The organism is Halomonas sp. ISL-56, from assembly GCF_018612805.1.
GTDB lineage: Bacteria > Pseudomonadota > Gammaproteobacteria > Pseudomonadales > Halomonadaceae > Vreelandella.
This window is the reverse complement of sequence record NZ_JAGGRO010000011.1, coordinates 180,054-201,508: the sequence shown is the minus strand read 5'-3', so window position 1 is coordinate 201,508 and position 21,455 is coordinate 180,054. Positions and strand designations below refer to the sequence as shown.

Annotated in this window: 17 protein-coding genes; 6 read left to right on the top strand and 11 right to left on the bottom strand. The window is 53.1% G+C overall.

The window, feature by feature from the left end; translation table 11 throughout:
• Positions 1 to 49: 49 nt before the first annotated feature.
• Positions 50 to 769, bottom strand: a complete 720-nt coding sequence (locus J7J49_RS08800; RefSeq protein ID WP_215091863.1) for a Crp/Fnr family transcriptional regulator — start codon at positions 767 to 769, stop codon at positions 50 to 52.
• 447 nt (positions 770 to 1,216) lie between these two features.
• Here J7J49_RS08800 and J7J49_RS08795 point away from each other — a divergent pair, with 447 nt between their 5' ends.
• Positions 1,217 to 3,109 (top strand): putative bifunctional diguanylate cyclase/phosphodiesterase, encoded by a 1,893-nt coding sequence (locus J7J49_RS08795; RefSeq protein ID WP_215091860.1) that lies wholly within the window; start codon positions 1,217 to 1,219, stop codon positions 3,107 to 3,109.
• A 246-nt stretch (positions 3,110 to 3,355) separates the two neighbouring features.
• Positions 3,356 to 5,419 (top strand): TonB-dependent siderophore receptor, encoded by a 2,064-nt coding sequence (locus tag J7J49_RS08790; protein ID WP_215091858.1) that lies wholly within the window; start codon positions 3,356 to 3,358, stop codon positions 5,417 to 5,419.
• Positions 5,420 to 5,503: 84 nt separating this feature from the next.
• On the opposite strand, the gene J7J49_RS08785 is transcribed toward J7J49_RS08790, so the two are convergent.
• From J7J49_RS08785 to J7J49_RS08745, 9 genes are all read right to left on the bottom strand, one after another.
• A complete protein-coding gene (locus J7J49_RS08785; protein ID WP_064234395.1) occupies positions 5,504 to 6,226 on the bottom strand; it encodes an amino acid ABC transporter ATP-binding protein in 723 nt (240 codons plus the stop codon).
• A complete protein-coding gene (locus J7J49_RS08780) occupies positions 6,219 to 6,887 on the bottom strand; it encodes an amino acid ABC transporter permease (protein WP_215091856.1) in 669 nt (222 codons plus the stop codon). Before J7J49_RS08780 ends, J7J49_RS08785 begins: the two co-directional genes overlap by 8 nt.
• A 10-nt stretch (positions 6,888 to 6,897) precedes the next feature.
• Entirely contained in the window at positions 6,898 to 7,563 is a 666-nt protein-coding gene (locus tag J7J49_RS08775; RefSeq protein WP_215091854.1) for an amino acid ABC transporter permease, read from the bottom strand.
• Positions 7,564 to 7,566: 3 nt separating this feature from the next.
• Positions 7,567 to 9,360 (bottom strand): cis-3-hydroxy-L-proline dehydratase, encoded by a 1,794-nt coding sequence (gene lhpI, locus J7J49_RS08770; protein ID WP_215091852.1) that lies wholly within the window; start codon positions 9,358 to 9,360, stop codon positions 7,567 to 7,569.
• 86 nt (positions 9,361 to 9,446) lie between these two features.
• Positions 9,447 to 10,259: an ABC transporter substrate-binding protein gene (locus J7J49_RS08765; protein WP_215091849.1), complete on the bottom strand. Its 813-nt coding sequence runs from the start codon at positions 10,257 to 10,259 to the stop codon at positions 9,447 to 9,449.
• Between the two features lie 347 nt (positions 10,260 to 10,606).
• Complete coding sequence (locus J7J49_RS08760; RefSeq protein ID WP_251048219.1) at positions 10,607 to 11,284, bottom strand: GntR family transcriptional regulator; 678 nt, start codon at positions 11,282 to 11,284, stop codon at positions 10,607 to 10,609.
• 144 nt (positions 11,285 to 11,428) lie between these two features.
• Positions 11,429 to 12,733, bottom strand: a complete 1,305-nt coding sequence (locus J7J49_RS08755) for an FAD-dependent oxidoreductase (protein WP_215091847.1) — start codon at positions 12,731 to 12,733, stop codon at positions 11,429 to 11,431.
• Entirely contained in the window at positions 12,730 to 13,668 is a 939-nt protein-coding gene (locus tag J7J49_RS08750; protein WP_064234401.1) for a dihydrodipicolinate synthase family protein, read from the bottom strand. The genes J7J49_RS08755 and J7J49_RS08750 overlap by 4 nt, the downstream gene beginning before the upstream one ends.
• A 79-nt stretch (positions 13,669 to 13,747) precedes the next feature.
• Positions 13,748 to 14,683 carry a 4-hydroxyproline epimerase gene (locus J7J49_RS08745; RefSeq protein WP_215091844.1) on the bottom strand — a complete coding sequence of 312 codons (936 nt, stop codon included), beginning with the start codon at positions 14,681 to 14,683 and terminating at the stop codon, positions 13,748 to 13,750.
• Between the two features lie 362 nt (positions 14,684 to 15,045).
• Between J7J49_RS08745 and dctP the strand changes: the two genes are divergently transcribed.
• The 3 genes from dctP to J7J49_RS08730 all read left to right on the top strand — a co-directional run bounded on the left by dctP (position 15,046) and on the right by J7J49_RS08730 (position 18,032).
• Positions 15,046 to 16,110, top strand: coding sequence for a TRAP transporter substrate-binding protein DctP (gene dctP, locus J7J49_RS08740; RefSeq protein WP_215091843.1), 1,065 nt, complete (start codon positions 15,046 to 15,048; stop codon positions 16,108 to 16,110).
• A gap of 89 nt (positions 16,111 to 16,199) precedes the next feature.
• The gene (locus tag J7J49_RS08735) at positions 16,200 to 16,712 is read left to right on the top strand and encodes a TRAP transporter small permease subunit (RefSeq protein ID WP_251048218.1); all 513 of its coding nucleotides are present in this window, start codon (positions 16,200 to 16,202) and stop codon (positions 16,710 to 16,712) included.
• Positions 16,713 to 18,032, top strand: a complete 1,320-nt coding sequence (locus J7J49_RS08730; RefSeq protein WP_215091841.1) for a TRAP transporter large permease — start codon at positions 16,713 to 16,715, stop codon at positions 18,030 to 18,032. It abuts the gene before it with no gap.
• A 108-nt stretch (positions 18,033 to 18,140) separates the two neighbouring features.
• Here J7J49_RS08730 and J7J49_RS08725 read toward each other — a convergent pair whose 3' ends face one another.
• On the bottom strand, positions 18,141 to 18,974 hold the full coding sequence (locus J7J49_RS08725) for an ABC transporter ATP-binding protein (protein WP_215091839.1): 834 nt from the start codon (positions 18,972 to 18,974) through the stop codon (positions 18,141 to 18,143).
• Between the two features lie 277 nt (positions 18,975 to 19,251).
• Between J7J49_RS08725 and J7J49_RS08720 the strand changes: the two genes are divergently transcribed.
• Positions 19,252 to 21,393, top strand: coding sequence for a TonB-dependent receptor (locus tag J7J49_RS08720; protein WP_215091837.1), 2,142 nt, complete (start codon positions 19,252 to 19,254; stop codon positions 21,391 to 21,393).
• The last annotated feature ends 62 nt before the right edge of the window (positions 21,394 to 21,455 follow it).

Here is a 21,455-nt window from a genome sequence, read left to right as displayed (position 1 = left end):
AAATGACGCTATCGATAGGTTGCACTAGGTTAGTGGACTGGGGGGGGACTCACGTTACGGCATGATGATTGAGCAGGCGGTCATACTCGTTCTTGACCACTGAGTAGCACTCGCAAACGCGCGCCTCCAGGCCTGGCCTGTCGATTACCGTAATATGACCCCGGTTGTAAGAAATCAGGCCTGCCCGCTGAAGCTTACCCGCCGCCTCAGTGACTCCTTCACGACGAACGCCTAGCATATTGGCAATTAATTCGTGAGTCATGAGCAGTTCATTGCTGTGCAGCCGGTCAAGGCTGAGTAGCAGCCAGCGGCATAGCTGTTTGTCGAGGCTGTGATGACGGTTGCATACGGCGGTCTGCGCCATCTGGGTGAGTAAAGCCTGGGTATAGCGCAGCAGCAGGCGCTGCATAGAACCCGCGCGATAAAACTCGTTTTTAAGCAGTTGCCCCTTGAGCCGATAAGCCTGCCCCGCACTCTGAACGATCGCTCGGCTAGGCGTCGTTTCACCGCCCATAAACAGCGATACGCCAACGACGCCTTCATAGCCGACCACGGCGATTTCCGTCGAGGCGCCATCTTCCATCACGCAAAGCAGTGAAACGATGGCATCAAGAGGAAAGTAGACATGGCTCATTTGCTTGCCTGATTCAGACAGCGATTGTCCCAGCGTGAGCGTCACCTTCTCAAAACTTGGCAATAAATGGGTTAATTCTTCTTCGGTCAGCAGTCTAAGTAGAGAATTCTGCTGCAAATCTTCAGTTTTTAGCATAGAAATCCTCTCTCTATGGCTGGCTGTCGCGCAGCTGCTCAGCGAAATAATATTCATATATATCAAAAACATATAATCATATGGATAAATTGTAGAGCACTGCGCAGCCGAGACTGTACGCTACCGAACATACAGAAGTATCACCATACTGAGATAACACGAATCGTATGGTTTAAAAGTAGGTTTTTTTCGAATATTTCATCACCTAATGTACGCCAGCGCACATTCAGTTGCGGAGCAAACGTGTAGCGTTAAATTAACTGAGGCAAGGGATATGCCAGTACAGGATGTTCCACTTTGCGCTGCAATCCACTATGTGATGCAAAGAGCGCAGCGTTTTTATTTTCAAATCTTCAAGCTAAGACCGGCTTCTTCATAGGCCACGAAAAGATTCCTCTCAGTTTTTTAAAAGGGGGAGGCTCCCGTTATAGGGTAAGGAGCGAGTAAATGGCGCTGGAGCATTCCATACTGAGTATTAACTGCCTAAAAGAAGGCATGCACACACACGAAGATACCGCCGAGCAGGATCATATAGACACGCGATTGCATACCGCCGAAGCTGCCCTGCAGGACGCAATGGAGTGGGCTCAAGCGACATTAAACTCAATCGGCGATGCCGTGATTACGACCGACATAGAGTACCGTGTTACCTACCTAAACCGCGTTGCTGAACAGTTGACTGGCTGGTTGAGTCTGGATGCGATTGGCAAACCCTTGTCGCAGGTGCTTACGCTCGTCGATGGCCATACGTTGCTTGCCGCTACTAACCCTGCGCAGCGTGCCATAGATGAAAACCGCACCGTCGGGCTCGCGATGGACTGCGTACTGATTCGCAAGGACGGTAGCCAGTTGAAGATAGAAGACTCTGCGGCGCCCATCCAAGGCCGTGACGGCTGCATCAAGGGGGCGGTGATCGTATTTCATGATGCCTGCCAGTCGCCTGTTCAGTCGTCGCAGCTGGCCTATCAGGCGCAGCATGATTCACTCACCGGGCTGCCCAATCGTGTTCTGCTTTCCGAGCGCCTTTCCTGGGCCATTGGGCTAGCAAAACGGCATCAGCATCAGGTGGCGCTCATATATCTGGATCTTGATGCTTTCAAGCCTATCAATGATTCGCTTGGCCATGCGGTAGGCGACGCTCTATTACAGTCGGTCGCTGCTCGCCTTAGTGAATGTATCCGCGACACAGACACGATATGCCGGCAGGGCGGCGATGAGTTTGTAGTGTTGCTAAGTGAAATTGCAACGCCACAAGATGCTGCCAAGATGGCAGAAAAAATGCTAAGTGTGTTGGCTACACCCTATCGAATCGATACCCACGAACTGCGCATTACCACCAGTATCGGCATTAGCCTCTATCCTGATCACGGTACCGATGCTCGTACGCTGCTCAATAATGCCGATACGGCTATGTATTACGCCAAGAGTAGCGGCTGCAATCATTACCAGCTTTTCAGAACTGATATGAATGCACAGAGAGAGCAACGTCGCGATATTGAACTTCAACTGCATCGAGCGCTGAAGGAAGATGGCCTGTTTCTCGATTTCCAACCCCGAATAGATATCACAACGGGTTATTTGTGTAGTGCCGAAGCGTTGGTGCGATGGCGCAATCCTATCTTGGGCCTTGTGCAGCCTTTGGCGTTTCTGCCTGTCGCAGAGGCCCGCGGCCTTATCGGCCCTATTGGCCACTGGGTGCTGCTTGAGACTTGCCGACAGTTGCAGGCATGGCGAGCGCAAGGCGTTGAAATCGTCCCTATCGCTGTAAATTTGTCGGCTATAGAACTGCGCGATAAGTCATTGCCTGCGCGTATTGACGGCATATTGTCTGAGACAGGGCTAGCAGCACATTTTCTAGAGCTGGAGGTGACCGAAAGCAGCCTTATGTCTTATGAAAACGATGCATCAATAGCAACACTGATAGAGTTGAGTCATCTAGGTATACGCATTGCTATTGACGACTTCGGCTCGGGGAGTGCCAGCCTGAAACGCTTGAAATGCTTTCCTCTCGACACGCTCAATATTGCCCCCTGTTTTGTTAATGACATGCTCGATAGCTTCGAAAATACCAGTTTCATCAATGCCCTTATCAACTTTGGCCAGAACCTGGCCTTACGGGTCATTGCCAAAGGTGTTGAGACTCAAGCACAGCTGGATCATCTCACGCTGCAGGGTTGCGATGGCGCCCAAGGCTTTCTGTTCAGTAAACCGCTGTCGGCAACAGATTTCCGCGCACTACTCAGCCCCGAAAGGCCTAAATGGCCGCTTCGCCATCTGACGGTTGAGCCTGCTCCAGCCACGCAAGCGACCCCGATCAAAGACCAACCTGCTCGCCCTTAAATCCTGTCAAGCCAAAACGCTTTCCGCCGACTAGTAATTGCCGTGAGGAATAAGTCCCTGGTGGCATCGCCTTTATGCTGGTGTGAGCTCCCCCCGGTGTCATGGTAGTTGTAGCGTTGAAACGCCCGCACCAAGCTATTGATAGCAACTACTCAAAAAAGCTATCATGAATACTAATAACAACGATTATCATGATGCTTAATGCACTGCTTCCTCTTCGCTCCCATTTCCAAATGAGACTACAACATGCCTTGTCTGCCGTTTGCTCGTCGCCCCTTGGCGCGTTCAATTTCCGCGCTGATTCCCGTCACCGCGGCGCTGTTTTGCGCATCCGCCTATGCGCAAGAAGAGTCCGTTAACAATGACACTGTTGTCGTTACGGCCACTGCTCTTAAGGTCGATACTCAGCTGGTGGAAACACCACGCCCAGTTTCAAGCGTTGACCGCGAAGAGCTGGAAACCCGCAACGTTCAGCAATTAGATGAAACCTTCCGCTATCGTGCGGGCGTGTTGTCAGGCCATTTCGGTAGCGACAACAACACCGATTGGTTCAAGGTGCGCGGTTTTGATCAGTCCACTTACCAGGACGGCCTGCGTATCTATCGCGAAGGGTTTTATCAGTGGCTGCCGGAGCCTTATGGCCTGGAGCGAGTGGATGTCTTCAAAGGCCCCTCATCGATTCTTTACGGTGAGGCGCCTCCTGGCGGTTTGATTAATGCGGTGAGCAAACGCCCGACCGAAACGCCACAAGGCGAGGTGAACCTTCAGCTAGGCAACCGCAATCATCGCCAAATTGGGATTGATACCAGTGGCCCGCTGGGTGAATCAGATGATGTCCGCTACCGCTTAGTGGGTCTGTATAAAGAGCGCGACGGCGATTTAGACGCCACTGATAATGAGCGCTACTACTTCGCACCGAGCCTAGCGGTGGATTTCAGCGACGATACAACCGTCACCTTCCTGGCCAGCGTGCAAAAAGACGATGGCGTCCCGGTGAACTCGTTCAAGCTGCCCTATGGCACCGTGGAGAACACGCCCTTTGGTCGTGTCGACCCGCAAACCAACCTCAGCGAGCCGGGTTACGATAAAGATGAACGCACACAGTGGGCGTTAGGCTACGAACTGCGCCACAACCTTAATGACACTTGGCGTTTCGAGCAGGATTTACGTTACAGCGAGCTGGATTTAGAGCTTCGCAGCACCTACGCCTTCTTTATGGCGGATGAACGGCAGGCAGCTCGTGGCCACGTCTACCGCGATGGCACCATCGATAGCTGGACGGTCGATAACCGTGTGGTAGGTAACTGGTACACCGACCGCACCGAAAACACGCTACTGCTGGGGGTGGATTATCAAAACCTCGGCGTGAGCGGCCAAGAAGCGGATCCTTTCCCGTTCGGCGACCCCATTGATATCTTCAACCCCACTTATGGCAACTTTACCCCTGTAGGCGCGGATGACCTGCTCACCCGTGAAATCGATAAAGAGCAGACGGGTTTGTATGCTCAGAATCAACTGCGCATTGATGACCGCTGGGTGCTGCTAGGCGGTGTGCGCTATGACCAAGCAGAGACCGAAAACAGTAACCTAACGGCGGGAACGACCCAGCGTTCAGATGACGATCAGGTATCTTGGTCGGGCGGCGCTATGTACTTGGGTGAAAACGGCGTTAATCCCTATATCAGTTACACCGAGTCCTTTGACCCGCTGGGCCGTGTGGATAGCGACGGTGATCTTTATGACCCCCGTGAAGGGCGCCAGTGGGAAGCGGGCGTTAAGGTGGCCCCCTTTGGTTGGGATGGTTACGTGACGGCGGCGCTGTTTGATTTGGAAGAGAGCAATACGCTGGTGAACTCACCAACTGGCTTCCAGGTGCAGGAAGGCAAACGTACTTCTCAAGGTTTTGAGCTGGAAGGCGTTGGCTATATTACCGATGATCTTAAAGTCACCGCGGCCTACACCTACACCGATTCACGTCTGGAAGACGATGACCGTGCGCCGTTAATCCCGCGTCACCAGGCCTCTACCTGGCTGGATTACGCCTTTACTGGCGGCGCGCTGAAGGGGGTGACGCTGGGCGGCGGCGTGCGGTATGTGGGCAGCACCGTTGATACCAGTGTCGCTGATAACACAGAAGTAGATAGCTACACCCTGTTCGATGCCATGGTGGGCTATGAGTTTGCCGACGGCTGGCAGGCCCAGGTCAACGTCAACAACCTAACGGATAAAGAGTACGTGGCCAGCTGTGAATACTGGTGCTACTACGGTGAATCCCGCAGTGTGATTGGTAGTGTCAAATATAGTTGGTAAGGTTTCGATCTAGCTAAGGCTTTCGATCCGCCTAAACACCCACGACCTGTGGTTTGCGCAGGTCGTGGGTGCGTTTATGACCGACTAAACGACCGACTTTAGAAAAGCAGCGGTTTCTGGTTTCTGTGGGTTATCGATCACCTGATCGGGAGGGCCAATCTCGTGAACTAGGCCTTCACGGAAAAAGGCCACGCGGTCGGATACGTCCCGGGCAAACGGGATCTCATGGGTCACCAGAATCATCGTCATGCCGTCTTCAGCCAGTAGGCGCATGGTATCAAGTACCTCGCCTACCAACTGCGGGTCGAGGGCCGAGGTGGCTTCGTCGAAGAGCATATAGTCCGGCGACATGGCCAGCGCCCGGGCAATCGCCATGCGCTGTTGCTGGCCACCGGAGAGCTTGCCGGGAAATACCTTGAGCTTATCCGCAAGACCCACATGGGTGAGCTGCTTGACGGCGAGCTCTTCAGCTTCAGCCCGGCTCTTGCCCAGTACTTTACGCGGTGCGAGCATCACGTTCTCCAGCACATTCAGGTGCGGAAAGGCATTCCACTGCTGGAAAACAATGCCTATTTTCTGGCGCAACTTATTGATATCGGTGCCCTTGGCATGCACCTCTGTGCCATCGACGCGAATCGAACCGCCCTGAATATTTTCCAGGCCGTTGATGCACATAAGCAGGGTTGATTTCCCAGAGCCAGAGCCCCCCACAATAGACACCACCTCGCCCTTTTGGACGGTTAGGTCGACTCCCTTGATTACTTCTAAGTCTTTAAATGATTTATGTACCTTTTCAATCTCAATCATTCTGCTGCCACCTTTTTTCCACTTGGGCACCTAGGCGGGATACCACTAAGCTAATGAGGTAATAGATTAGCCCTGCGATGCACAGCACCAGCAGTGGCTCCTGAATGCGCGTAACGATGGCCTGGGAGGCACGGAGCAATTCAATGATGCCGATCCACATCACCAGCGCGGTATCTTTCATGGCCGAGAGGGAGAGGTTGAGCCAGCCGGGAAAGGCTACCCGGGTTGCGAGCGGCATCACCACGTAACGCAGGTCTTGCCAGTAGGTCATGCCCAGCGAACGGCTGGCCAAGCGCAGATTCTGGGGCACCGAGAGCACACCGCTGCGCACGATCTCGGTGCAGAAGGCGGCCACATAGACTCCCAGCACCACACAGCCAACAGTGAAGGCACTCCAGTCCAGCCCCACAATGCTCTTGAGCGAATTGAACAGCACAAACTGGATGAGCAACGGTACACTGCGAAAGATATCCAAAAACCACCCTAGCGGGATGGTCGCCCGAGGTAGTAGGGCGCGCAGTAATCCGCAGGAGACGCCCATAAAGGTACCGAGTAGCATCGACCAGAAGGTCAGTAGCAGCGTGATCCAGGCCCCTTGAAGCAAAAATAACAGGTCGTTCCAGGTAAAGCTGGTTGAAAACGTAAAGCCGGTTGAAAACATAGTCAGGCCCTCAATAGCGGAATAGCCGCCAGGCCAACAGCCGGGCTATCGCTACGATTAGTTTGGCGATCAGGTAATAGATCACCGCTGCCAGCGCAAATAATTCAAAGGTGCGAAACGTCCTGACGTTGTAATCCTGGGTTACGCCAGTGAGGTCGTTATTCAGGCCAACGATAACCCCCAGCGACGTCATTAATACTGCCCAAACCATCTGGTTCGTGATGGGGTAAAAAACGATCCGCAGGAGTTGGGGCACTACCACCAATCGATACGCCTGGAAGCTGCTCATCCCCAAGGAACGGGCCGCACGGACTTGGGTGTCGGGAATCGCTTTAAGGCCGCCACGGAAATTCTCAGCCAGATAACCCGCGTTGTTGAAGGTGATCCCGGCCAGCAAAGCAGCCCAGGAACTGACATGCAAACCGATAGCGCCCAGGCCGAAATAGACGATGTAGATCTGGAACAGCGCAGGGGTGTTGCGGGCGATTGATACCCAGGTGCCTGCTACTGCCCGCGTGGCAATGTTGGGGGTCTCCCGCATCGCCAGCAAGGCAAGAGCGATCAAGACACCGAAGATCATCGATAGCGCCGCGGTCTCAAAGGTGACAACAGCGCCTTCGAGCATATCCGGCAGGGCTCTTAAGGCAGTTCGCCACTGGAAGGTATAATCAAACATGGCTCAGTGTGCTCCTTGGCGAGTTGCAGCGGCTGTTAGCCAGGTGGGTAGCCGACCACTGGCTTCTCCGCTGCAGGCGGTCTCGACACACTCGGCGAGGTTGCCGAAATGCACCTGTCGACCGACTAACCCGGGGGCGTAGTGGGCATATTTGCCCGAGTTGGTCATTAGGGTGCGTGCCGTTGTCGGTACTACGGGCTCACCCAGCATGCACCAGCAGGTATCGTTGATAAGCTGGGCACCGAAACGCTCCAGGGTGGTGACGTACCCCGCCGCGCTAGCGTCGGCATAAACTGCCCGCCCCAAGGTGACCGCGATGGCCACATCGGGATGTTTACGGCGTCCTGAACAGAGCGCCGCCAGTGCTGCGCATTCGCTCAATGAGAAGTGGGGATTGCCCAAGGAGACAAGGTCTACCTGGGGCGTTTCAGCGTGATCCAGTTCGTACCAGCTAGCGAGTAGGTCGTCGGGCTCAATGGCCAACACTCGCGAGGGCGGGAGTTTACCAAGGGCTTGGGATTCGCTCATCGCTTCTGGGGTAATCTGGCTAATATGGAACATCGGTGCGGCAGAGGTAGTAGCGAAAGCCGCGCCGAACGCTTTGAGATCATCGCGGCTGGGCGCTGTCTCCTCCAGACCGCAAAGCAACGGTATTTCGCTGCCGCAGAGCAGCCCGACGTGATACCCCAGCAATGGCCAGAAAGCGTCATCCAGTGTATCGAGTGGCTTGATGTCGATACGCAGCGTGGCAAAACGCCCCTGGTCGCGATGTGCCCCAACGAAGGGCGCACGACCCGTTAAGGCGATGCAGATATCCAGGTAGTCAGGGTATTTCAGCGTTCGTGCCGCCAGCACACTGTTGGCATAAACGACAGCGTTGGATTCAGCCCAGACGACCTGATCGCCAGCCTTGGGGGCGCTGTCGAGTAAATAGGGTGCGCAGGTGTAACTGAGCTGCGCGCCCATGGCCATGTAAGCATTGCCTAACGCACTGGCAGGCTCGCCGAAAGCGGGGTCGATGCCCTGCGCCCGCCAGCGGCACTGATCAACCGATATAGAATTGAGTGTGGTTGGTACGCGCACTTGCGCGCCCCATTCCACTAACTGCTCAGCGAAGCGCAAACTGGCTGGGCCGGTATAAATACAGCCGTCTATATGCGCTTGGCTGATGTCTATCAGTTGGTCGGCGCCTTGAAGCTCAGCCATTCGTAACACGATGCGCATCGCCTCCTGAGCTGCCTTTCCATGGTGACCACTGAGGAGCGCGTGGTCGCTTTCGCTGAGCGATACGCGGGAGGGTTTTGGGCTGAAGGGCGCTGGTGTAGATGGGTGAGAGTCGGTGTTGTTCACCTTTGCTGCCCAATCGCCCAAGGGGAGAGTGTCGAAAAGACTTATTTTTTCATTTTCAATACGCGCAAAGCGTCTTTGGCGAAGCGTGGTAAACGCCTTTGGGCCGACGCACACTACCGGGATAGAGGATTTAAACAGTGTTTCGGCAACAATGACCCCTAGAGTCAGGATCTCTTCTTGATCGGCGAATATCAGTGCAGCGGGGGCGTTGTCGCCGGTAAGCAGTTCAAGCAACACGCTGCTACCGGTGCAAGAACCGCGTCCACTAGGCAGTGCGAGTATGCGTCCGGCAAGACACTGGCCTCTCAACGGATGATGACAGTCAATAATCTCGCCACTGAACGGATCAACGCCACCCCAGAAGCTCAAGCCAACGTCGGTATACAGTAGTTCGCCCTGGGCTGAACCACAAACCAAACTACGACCGGTGAGCGAAATATTAGACATAACGTCATCTCGTTCGTTGGGAAGGGCGCGCCGCCAGAGCGGCGCGTGGTACATGGTTGTGAGTGGTTAGTTGTGTTACGTGGCGTCTAGTAGTAAACGCCGGGTACGGTCAGATCGACGGGTTCGCCGCCTACCCACTTGTCGTAGAGTTCTGCGTAGCGTCCGGTGCGCACCTGCTGGTTGACGAAGAGATTGAGGTAATTTAGCAGGCCGTACTCTGTGCGTTTGGCAGCTAGGGATACGTAGTCAATGACGTAGGGCGCTTCACCCGCAATTTTCAGCCCCTCATATTTGCCGGATTCGAGAGTCGAGGAAGCAACCGTGTTGGTGACCACGGTGGCGTCGATATGGCCTTGCGCGACGGCCAGAATAGTATCGTTCTGGGTTTGATAAGCGCGGAAGCTGCCATCGCCCCACTCGTCCACATCCTCCTCCAACGCCATGGCCTCATAAGTGCCGCTGGTGTTGCCCACCGGGCGACCCTGCAGATCATCGTATCCTTCGATACCGGTGTCATCACGGGTCAGGACGACCATCTGGAAGGCGAAGTAGGGAATGGTCATGCCAACAGTTTTGGCACGCCCCAAGGTGTCAGACGTGGAGGCGACAATCACATCAGCGCGTCCGGAGACCAGTGCGGGAATACGGTCGGGGAAGGGGGTTTCAACGATTTCAGCATCGACTTCGAGGACATTGGCCAGGTCGTTACAGTAGTCGACATCGAAACCTGCAGGTTGGTTGTTATCGTCGCGAAACCCCATGGGGGGGAAGTCGAGGGTAACGGCGCAACGTAGGGTTCCAGAGCTAATTATTTCATCGAGTTTATCAGCCTGTGCCTGGCCGATGACGGATACACTCAAGATAGCGGAAAGCGCTAATGGAGCGGTCTTGTTTATCATTCTTGACCTCCTAGGTGGGCTTTGCTTGGCTGTAAGAGACAGCAAACTTAGTATTTATTATTTCGGATACGATTTGCAAGTTTTGCAGACATTAATTCTGATTTAAAGCTAATGCATTGTTTTAATTGCTTTAAATAGAAAATTCGAGCGGTGGTGCGCGATGAAATATTAATAAAAATGTGGGCAGAAGCCGCTATATCACTACTTTAGCGCCTCAGCGTTGAAACAGATCACGCAAGGGGAAAACATAAAATAGTGATGGGTTGGGCAGCGATTAGAATATCGCTGCCCTGCATATTGAGAGGGCAGGACTTAGTGATCTAAGCCCTGTCTGAAAAGTCAGTGGCTTATTCGGAAAGCCGGTTAGGTAGGTGATCGTAGAGTGTCCGGCACACGCCGATAATATGTTGCTCAACCAGCGCTGCCGCCTCGTCGGCGTTGCCTTTGCGGCAAGCGGCGATAATCGCGCGATGTTCAGTGTCGGCGCGGACTTTGCCTTTTGATAAGCTCAATTGCAAGCGAAGATAGCGCTCAACCTTATCGTGAATAGATCGAATCAGACCCATCATAAAGGGGCGCTGCGCTGGCTCGTAGAGGCAGGCGTGGAGCTCCCAATTCAAGGCGGCCCAGCGGCCAACGTCGTCCTCACGGTTGAACTCGTCGCAGATGCGTTCGGCGTTGTCGAAGGTTTCCGAACCCATGTTGGGTACCGCGAGGCGAATGGCCTCTACCTCAAGCAGAACGCGTACTTCGAACATCTGGGCAAGCTCGGGTTCAGAGATCTTGGTGACCACGGCGCCTTTGTTGCGCTGGAACAGCACCAATCCCTCCGCCTCCAGACGCTTGAGCGCCTCCCGAACCGGGATTTTGCTGACATTGAACTTATTCGCAATGTCATCCTGACGTATCGGCTCACCCTCTTCGATTTGGCCAGCAATAATGGCTTCGCGCAGGTGCTTGACGATCACCTCAGAAGTTGAAGGGGTAATGCCGAGGTTAGGTGCGTTAAACATGGTAAATGACAACTATAAGAATCCGTAGGTGAGAGAAATATACGAGATACTGTATACCAACTCGGTATTTTGCAATTTATTTTTTGCCCTAACGGCGCAGCTTAATCGTTAAGCTTTTTGGAATGTTGTCGATTTTTTCCTGTCAGCTTTTTCCTGTCAGCTAAAACGGCTTAACCGGTAGGGCGATAAGTCAGCCACCCGCTGAGAGTGAGAGCTCGCTGCTAGGTCGGCAATAATCTCTGCTGTCAGCGCTGCCTGGGTCAAGCCAAGGTGGTGATGCCCGAAGGCCAGTAAAACCTTGCCATCTTTGACACTGTCGATAATTGGTAAGGAATCGGGCAAAGAAGGGCGAAAACCCATCCAGGGCTTGGCATCGCGGCTATCCAGCTCACTTCTAAACAGTCCCTGGCTGAGTCTATGTAGTTGCCAGGCGCGCTGCATATTGGCTGGCCGCTGAAGGCCGGCAAATTCAACTGTTCCTGCCAAGCGCAGCCCCTCATCCATTGGCGTCATGATAAAGCGGCGCTCCAACGACGTCACCGCTACCGGGAGGCGACCTCGTTCATTCGGCAGCATTAGGTGATAGCCCCTCTCGGTATCCAGCGGAACCTTGGTACCCGTCAGGGCGGCGGTCAGCTTGGCCGAGTAGGCTCCAGCGGCGATGACTACTTTGCTGGCCGTCAGGGTTGCCGCGTTGTCAGTCTGTAGAGTGACGCCTTGATCATTGACGTGTCCGGATATCACCGTGGCCTGCTTGAACTGTACCCCGTTTGTTTCGGCAGCCCGTACCAGCGAGTTAACCACCTGCCATGGGTTGACGACATGAGCGGTACCTGGGAAAAACAGGCCCCCTTGAATGTTATCTGACAATTGAGGGGCAACGTCGCGAATGGCATCACTCGTCCAGCCCTCTACCGGGACTTGCTGCTCGACCATTCGTGTCCGCAGCACTTCCAACTCGTCGGCAGCGTCGGCCTTTTCGTATACCAGGAAAGAGCCTTCTTCTTTTAACAAGTGCCTGCTATCGACGCTGTCAAGCAGCCGCTGCCAGGCGGCCAAACTCTGCTCATTGAGTGCACGAATGCCGGCCACGCTAGCTTGATAGGGGGCTGGGCGCAGGTTCCAGAGTAACCGAGTGAACCAGGGCAGCGCTTTCGGCATGTAGCGCCAATCCAGCCGCAATGGCCCCATGGGGTCGCGTAGCATCTTAGGCAGTTGCTTTACGATGGTGGCATCGGCAATGGGGAAGACCTGCTCCGTTGCCATATGCCCAGCATTGCCATAGGAGGCCCCCATCCCGGGAGGCTGGCTATCCAGCACCACGACCCGCAGACCTTGTCGACTTAACGCCAGGGCGCAAGCTGTGCCGATAATGCCAGCACCGATAACGACGACATCAGTCGCTACATTGGGGGCGCTGGCAGCCTGGGGGTGTGCGCCCGTGGTGTTCTCTGGCTTCATAACGAGGCAGACCAGCCCGCATACCAAGAACGGAAGAGCGCGTACTGTGACTCCACATAATGACGCTGTGAGTCGCTGAGCGCATCGGTTTCATTAAAGTGAAGGGCGTATTCGCTATCGCCGTTGAGTACCATCAGGTGCTTGTAGTAGAGAACCAAATCGCCGCCTTCGTCAAAAGAGGAGAGCACACCAAGTGCTTCCTCTAGCTCCATGGCCAAACGCCGTGCTTTGACGTCCCCTTTGGCGGCCTGTTGGCTGAGCGAGACAAGTTGCAATACTTCTCGCGGCAGCGCGTTGCCGATACCGGTGATAGCGCCAGTGGCACCGCAGTTGACGAAGCCATGGTAAACAGTGGTGTCGACACCCACCATCAGAGTGACATCTTCGTCTTGAGAGGTAATGTTTTCCGCCGCATAACGAAGATCATCGGCGCCGCCAAACTCTTTGAAGCCAATCAGGTTGGGATGCTTGCGGCGTAGCTCAAAGAATAAGTCAGCACGTGTGGCGAAGCCGTAATAGGGGCTATTGTAAATCACTGCAGGTAGCTTGGGCGCCGCGTCCAAAATGGCCGAAAAGTGTGACTTCTGCGCCGCCGCCGAGGTGCCTCGTGAAAGCACGCGTGGAATCACCATCAGTCCTTGGGCGCCTACTTTAGCGGCGTGAGCCGCATGGGAAACAGCCTCCCGTGTATTGATTGCACCGGTACCCACAATCGTTGGAACGCCAGCCTCAACCAGGCGCGCGACGCCCTCCTGGCGCTGCGCTTCGCTGAGTAGCGGCCAATCGCCCATGGAGCCACAATACACCACGCCACTCATGCCCAGATCTACCAATGAACGGCCTTTAGCCACCAGGGCGTCGAAATCAGGTTGCCGGTCAGCGCTGCAAGGGGTCATTAATGCCGGTATGCAGCCAGTAAAAATGTTATCGCTCATCGTTGTTCCTTTTCGTTTGGTGTTATCAGTAATCGGAGTTGGCGCTGGGTTCGAAAGCGGGGCAGTCGATGGTCAATGATTACGAGGCAGTGATTCCCCAGGCGAACGGATCTTGCTCATTAATCAACAGAGTGTTGTCGGCGCTTAAATAAGCGCGACCTTTAATGTAGGGGCGCACCCGATCACCTTCCCATTCGTAGTGCGCTTCGAACTGACTGCCGCAAATACTTGCCTGTACCCAGGGCGTGCTGGGTGCCAGTTTGCCATCCGCTGCTAGACACGCCAGCTTGGCGCTGGTGCCGGTACCACAGGGGGAGCGGTCATAGGCCTTGCCGGGGCAGAGTACGAAATTACGGCTATCGGCCACAGCGTCGTCAGCAAATAGCTCGATATGGTCAATCACGCCCCCTTCCTCACCAGTGATTGCGGAAGCTTCCAGCGCCTGGCGAACGGCCCAGGTGAAGTTAGTCAGCGCTTCGACGTTGTCGAGCGTCAATGATTGGCCATGGTCGCTAATCAGGAAAAACCAGTTGCCACCCCAGGCAATATCGCCATGTACCTGACCGAAACCTGGTACTTCTATTGGAACTTGCTTGCGATAGCGATAGGCGAGGACATTACGTACGGTAACGGCGCCGTCTTCATGCAGGGTTGCACTGATCGGCCCAACTGGGGTGTCGATTTTGTGATCTCCGGGGGATATCAGACCCAGGTGATGCAGGGAGGCCACCAAGCCTATGGTGCCGTGACCGCACATGCCCAGGTACCCGGTATTGTTGAAGAAGATGACTCCGCAGGTCGCATCCGACGATTCAGGTGCACAGTAAAGCGCGCCCACCAGTACGTCGTGCCCACGAGGCTCTAACATGCAGGCGCTTCGCCACCGGTCATGAGATGCGCGTAGCGCGTCACGCTTCTCAGCCATAGTGGTGCCGGGAAGTTCAGGGAAGCCCTCTACCACCAGCCTTGTCGGTTCCCCACCCGTATGAGAGTCGATGACGCGTACCTGTTTCATGGGACACCTTTTCTGTTTATGCCACGTGTTTTTATGTCATGGGTTGCTAATGCTGAAAATAGCAGCTTGCCTAATCATGCCTTATTTTTTATATCTTATACAATATCCAAAAAGCTTTGTGAAGCTACCCAGGTGCCCGAAGTGAGGATGGTCGGAATAGCTGGGGGCGGGGCATTGGTTTGGTGTTTATCTCAAGAAAATCTTGCAATGCACTTTAGTATATCTTATACCAAAAAGAGAGACGAAAACGGAGTAGATAATTTAGTCAGCTGGTGGCTTATCCGGTTTTTGTAGCGCCCAGCCTGTCTCAAAGAGAGATGAATAAAACCAACACACAGTAGGGGTGAATGATCATGAATGTTATGAAAACTAAATTAAAAACAACGAAGTGGGTTTCGTCAGTGCTAGCAATAATGGCGCTTTCCTCTCCCTCATACGCAGCAGAAGTCGAGTGGCGAGTACCTACTTCAGTGCCAGGAGGTTCCCCTTTTTATGAAAACTTCCTGGAGAGATTCGCCGACAATGCAGAGATGCTCACCGCAGGAAGAGTTGACATCAGTCCGTTTGGCGCAGGTGTTATTGTGCCTGCATTACAGGTTTATGATGCGGTAAAAGAGGGTACCGTAGAGGCTGGTCACTCTACTCCGAGCTACTTGGTTAACCAAAATCCGATTAATGCCATCTTTGCTGGGTTTCCTGGCGGCATGGGATCGCAGTCGTATATCAACTGGATTTACGAAGGCGGTGGCAAGGAAGCACTGCAAGAAATCCGCGCTAGCGAAGGGTTGCACTCGCTCATTGTCGGGATTGGTTCTACTGAAATATTTGCTCACTCCAACGTACCTATTAATGGGCCGGATGATCTTGACGGCTTAAAGTACCGAACTTCTGGGCCTTGGGCAGAAGTTGTGCGCGAGTATTACAATGCGGTGCCCACCGTTGTGCCGCCCGGTGATATTTATACGTTACTGCAACGCAAGGGCGTTGATGCCATTGAGTGGGCAACCCCTTCCAGTAACTATCCAGAAGGCTTCCATGAAGCAGCCCGCTACATCATCGTGCCCGGTGTGCACCAACCCACCTTTCTCTGGGAAGTGGTTGTCCGTCAGGATACTTGGGATCAAGTCCCCAACGATCTAAAACAACTTATTGAGTCTGCTGCCAAGTTAACCACTTACGAAGGGCTTACTAATTTTTATCATAACGATCTAATCGCTATGGAAAATTATCGCGCTGGTAGAAATGAAGTGATCAGCTTGGACGAAGCGTTTGTTGAAGAACTAGCGGAAAATGGCCGAGCTTGGATCGCTGCCCGAGCAGCGGCAGAGAGTGACGCGGGCAACCCGGCTATGGAAGAAATTTTAGAAGATTACCAGGCCTATCAAGCGCGTTGGAATGCTCAAAAAGACTACCTAATCACTGACTAATATAAACCTGCTAAGGGAAGGCGCCCCCTATTCGTCAACCTACGCCTTCCCAGGTAGTTATACATATGAGCAATGTACCGATATGAGTGATGCCTATTATGTTTTTTAATTTAGTGGATCAGCTGGCTAAAATATCGGCTTGGCTAAGTAAGCTGGCGCTCATCGTCTTAGCAGGTGCGATGTTATACGAAGTAGTAGCGCGCTACGCTTTTAATGCCTCCACCATCTGGGCTTTTGATATCTCCTATATGGCCACTGGCGTTGCTTTTATGCTGGGTGTCGCCTGGACAGCACAGGTAGATGGCCACGTCAAAGTAGATGTTTTAAGTAGTCTTATGCCAGTGCGTATCTCACGTATTATAACGGGAGTGGCTTATACCTTTGTGTTGTTTCCCACTCTTTCATTAGTTGCTTTGTATGGCTGGAAGAAAACTCTATCGGCCTTTACAACGAATGAAGTTGAAATGGTCAGTACATGGGCGCCGAAAATGTGGCCCTTTTATACATGTATTGCCGTAGGTCTCACGCTTCTTGCACTTCAAATTTTGGTAATTGGATTACGCTCTTTTCTTTTGAATACTCATTATAATAGGGCCAACTAAATGGATACTATGACGGCTGCCCTGATGTTTCCAGGCCTGTTCTTATTGATCTTTATGGGGATTCCTGTTGCTTTTTCACTGATTACCGTCTCATTGGTGGCTGGTTGGTTTGCCTTTGGGCCTATAATCTTCCAGCAACTTTACGGCAGTATTTATAGCGCTTCGTCTAATTACGTTCTCTCCTCAATTCCACTTTTTGTGCTTATGGGCGCGATACTTGAGAAGTCGGGTATCGCCAAAAACCTCTTCGATGCTATTCAGATGTGGATTGGTCGCCTGCCTGGCGGATTGGCATTGACCACGATCGCCATGGCGGCAATATTTGCGGCTGCTTCTGGGGTTGTTGGTGCGGTGGAGATAATGATCGGGTTAATGGCTATCCCCGCTATGCGAGCTTATCGCTATAACAACTCGCTGATCGCAGGAACTATTTGTGCAGGCGGCTCCTTAGGCACCATCATTCCTCCTACGGTTATTGTTGTTGTCTATGCGGCGCTTGCGCAATTATCCATCGGTGCTCTTTTCGCTGCGATTATTTTCCCCGGCATCCTGATGCTGTCTCTTTTCGCCCTTTATATTATCGGACGTTGTTGGTTGCGTCCCCAAGATGGCCCTGCTGCTAAAGCTATCGATGATGATAAAACACTGGGAATGAAAATCAGCATTACGCTGAGGGCGTTACTGCCTCCTCTGATATTAATGTTTGCAGTACTAGGATCGCTTTTGGGCGGTATCGCGTCACCGACAGAAGCCGCTGCCGTAGGTGTGGCTGGCGCAGTAATCTTAGCGGTCATCAATGGCGGAATTACCCTCCCTTCACTGGCTGACTCTCTATCACTGACGGTGCGTATTACAGCGATGATTTTGCTTATTGTGGCTGGAGGCACGATGTTTACCGGTATCTTCGCCGTTAACGGTGGCGGTGAAATGGTATCCACAATAGCCAGTGGCTTAGGAGGTGGCACCACTGGCGTCATCCTGTTTTTCCTAGCCGTCACTTTCTTACTAGGGTTTGTGCTTGACTGGACATCAATCGTTTTGATCTGTGTGCCCATTTTCACCCCTATTATTAGACAGCTAGGTATTGACCCTATTTGGTTTGCGACACTGGTACTGGTGACCATTCAAACCAGCTATCTTACTCCGCCTATGGCATCGTCAATCTTCTATTTAAAGTCGATTGCACCGAGTGATATTACCTATGGGCAAATGTGCAAAGGGGTATTGCCCTTTATCGCAGTGCAATTACTTACGCTTGCGGTAGTAGCATTATTCCCTGCAATGGCGACATGGCTGCCTGATAAAATCGTAGGTTTTTAAAGAAGCGCTATCGATGGTGGGCTGGAATTAGCGTTGCCAAAACGTGAGGGCGAGCTGTCACCTCACTCTGCTTAAGTCGGCTTATACATTTCACAATGTACAGTGTTGCTAAACAACCATATCCGATTCAGTGACGGCTTGGTGTCGCTTACGCGGCACACAAATCGGGCTGCCGCTTTCTGGGTCGTGGATGACATGAGCATCCAGGTCAAACACGCGCTTGAGATTGGGCGCGGTAAAAACTTCGCTAGGCACGCCGCTGGTGACAATTCGGCCATCGCACATCATCACTAACTGATCGGCGTAGGCGGCGGCCAAGTTTAGATCATGAAGCACTAGTAGCAGGGTGCGGCCTTTCTCATGAGCTAGGCGCGAAAGTAACTCCAGCAAATCAACCTGTACCTTAAGGTCTAGAAAAGTAGTGGGCTCATCAAGCAGGATCAGGTCGGTTTGCTGGGCCAGTACCATGGCAATCCAGCAGCGCTGGCGCTGGCCGCCGGAGAGCGCATCGACGTTGCGCTCGGCAAACTCCGTTACGTGGGTATAAGCCATGGCCTCATGAATGGCCTCGGCGTCCTGCTGAGCATTCTTTTGCCATAAGCCCTGGTGTGGAAAGCGGCCCATGCCCACCAACTGCTTTACGCTTAGTCCCTCCGGTGCCACCGGGCCTTGGGGCAGAATCCCTAGGCGCTTGGCGACCTCTCGCGTCTTGCTGCGATGGATATCCTTACCGTCCAAATAGACATGCCCGCCACTAGGCGTGAGCGTGCGGGCAAGAGTTTTCAGCAGCGTCGACTTGCCACTTCCGTTCGGCCCCAATAGCACCGTGAGCTTGCCTTCCTCAATGGCGATATCCACACCATCCAGCACACGTCGAGTGTCATAGCCCGCGTGCAGGGCTTTGCCCGTCAAACGAGGTGGCTGATGAGAAGAGTGTGTCATGGAGGTGCCCATCGAGGTTGTTAAAGCAGGCAGAACCGTAAGCCAAAATATTATCATTTTCAATATTGCTCACCGCTAAGTAAGCAATTGCTCTCTGCCTCTAAGCGCTAGCAGAAGAGAAAATATGGGGTAAGAGGGGGGGAGTGCCGTTATTCCGAACGGTTCGTTCTGCTTGAGTAGACCTTTGTGCTTTATATGCATAAAATAATTATTATCATTTAGATGTAGATTGCGTTTTCAAGGGTGAAATCACTCAAAAGCAAGGGATAAAAACTAGATGTACATTAAGAAACGCCAGGTATTTTGGCCGACGGTGACGCTCGCGGGATTAATAGCAGCCACACAGGGTCACGCTCAGGAAACGGCAACCAACGATGCACAGAGTGGACGAGGTGACTCAAATCAAACAGTCGTGGTAACCGCCTCGCGTACAAATGCAACAAAAGAAGATTCGCCTCAGACAGTGCGGATAATTAGCGAACAAGAGATCAATCAACAGCGGCAGCTGACCAGCGATTCGTCTCAGATACTGAGCAACCTGCTTCCTTCTTACTCACCCAGCCGTCAGAAAATGAGCGGCAGCGGTGAAACCCTGCGCGGCCGCACGCCGCTGATTCTGATCGACGGCATTCCCCAGTCAAACCCGCTGCGCCCCACCGGCCGTGAAGCTCATGCCATTGATTTTTCAATGGTAGAGCAGATCGAAGTGATACAGGGCGCCAACGCCACTAATGGCGTTGGTGCTGCGGGTGGGGTCATCAACCTGATTACCAAGCGCCCCGAGCCAGGCTCATTTAATCAGCACGTGGAGGCGCAGATAACCACGCCCACCAGCGAGCTTGATGGCGATACGCTGAGCTATAAAACCAGCTACGGCGTGAGTGGTAACAGCGGTGATGTGGATTACCTGTTCTCGGCAAGTTATGAGGATCAAGGGCTGTTCTTGGATGGCAATGGAAATGCTGTCGGGGTGGATAACACCCAGGGCGATCTCATGGATGCGCGCTCTTTCGATATTCTGGGCAAGCTGGCTTACTGGTTGGATGACAATCAGCGCCTGCAGTTTTCGCTCAACCACTACAATATTGAGGGGCACAACAACTATGTAAGCGTAACGGGTGATCGTGCCAATGGAGTAGTCACGACGTCCGAGCGCGGCACGCCGGAAGGAGATGCGCCTTACAACCGGGTGTGGACGACAGGGCTCAGCTACGACCACTATGATCTTGCCGGCATGCATCTGAGTGCACTGGCTTTCTACCAGGATTATGAGGCGTTGTTTGGAGCGACCAATTCCGCTACCTTCCAGGATCCTGCGATTGCCCCTGTAGGAACTTTCTATGACCAGACCATGGCAGCCACTAGCAAGTTTGGTACCAAGGTTTCGCTAACCAAGGATGATCTGTGGGATGAGCGCCTGAAGATGACCTTGGGTTTCGATACTCTGTTCGATGAAACCGAGCAGTACCTGTATCAAAGTGACCGCACCTACGTGCCGCCCACCGAATACACCGATCTTTCCCCGTTCTTACAAGTTGATCTGAGGCCGGTTGATTCTCTGTTGCTCTCCGCTGGCGCTCGCTATGAATACGCTAAGCTGGACATTGATGGCTATCAAACCGTTGCCGCCAATAACGGCGTTGCGGTCGAAGGTGGCGACCCCAGTTTCAATGAAACGCTTTATAATTTCGGTGCGGTGTGGAAGCCCGTTGATCATTGGAGCCTGTTTGCCAATTACGCCGAAGGCTTTTCTATCCCCGATGTGGGCCGTGCATTGAGGGGAATCAGTACGCCTAATCAATCAGTTAATAGCATCGAAAACTTAAGCCCTATTGTCACTGACAATATTGAAACCGGCGTGCGTTTTGAGAATGGGCGCTTAGCGGCCGAGCTTAGCTACTACGAGTCGTCTTCAGACTTCGGTAGCCGCCTCACGGAAGTAGACGATGTGTTCTTTATGCAGCGTCAGGAGACTGAAATTAAAGGCTTCGAGGCATCGGTAGATTACCAGTTTAACGATCAGCACTCTGGCCGCTTAGCTTACTCTCGTATGGAAGGGCGCTACGACAGCAATGAAGATGGCAATTTAGATGCCAAATTATCGGGACTTGATGTCTCGCCCGATCGCTTGACCGCCAGCTGGTCGGCCAGCTGGACCGATGATCTTTCCACTTTTGTTCAGGCCAACTACGCCTTTGATGAAACCTTCGATGAAGCCAATCGTGAGTTTGATGGCTATCTGTTGATGGATGCTGCCGTGGGATATCAACTACCCGTTGGTCAGGTCAATGTAGGGGTTTCCAACCTGCTTGATGAGCAGTACGTCACGTATTACTCGCAAAGCGCTCTAGTGAATGATGAGCGCTATTTTGCCGGGCGAGGCCGCACCTTAACGCTGGGTTATCGTTTGGATTTCTAATCAGCCGCTTTCTATTTTTATTTTCTATGCTCAATACTGTTTGGCGGCGCCCCGAGGGCGCC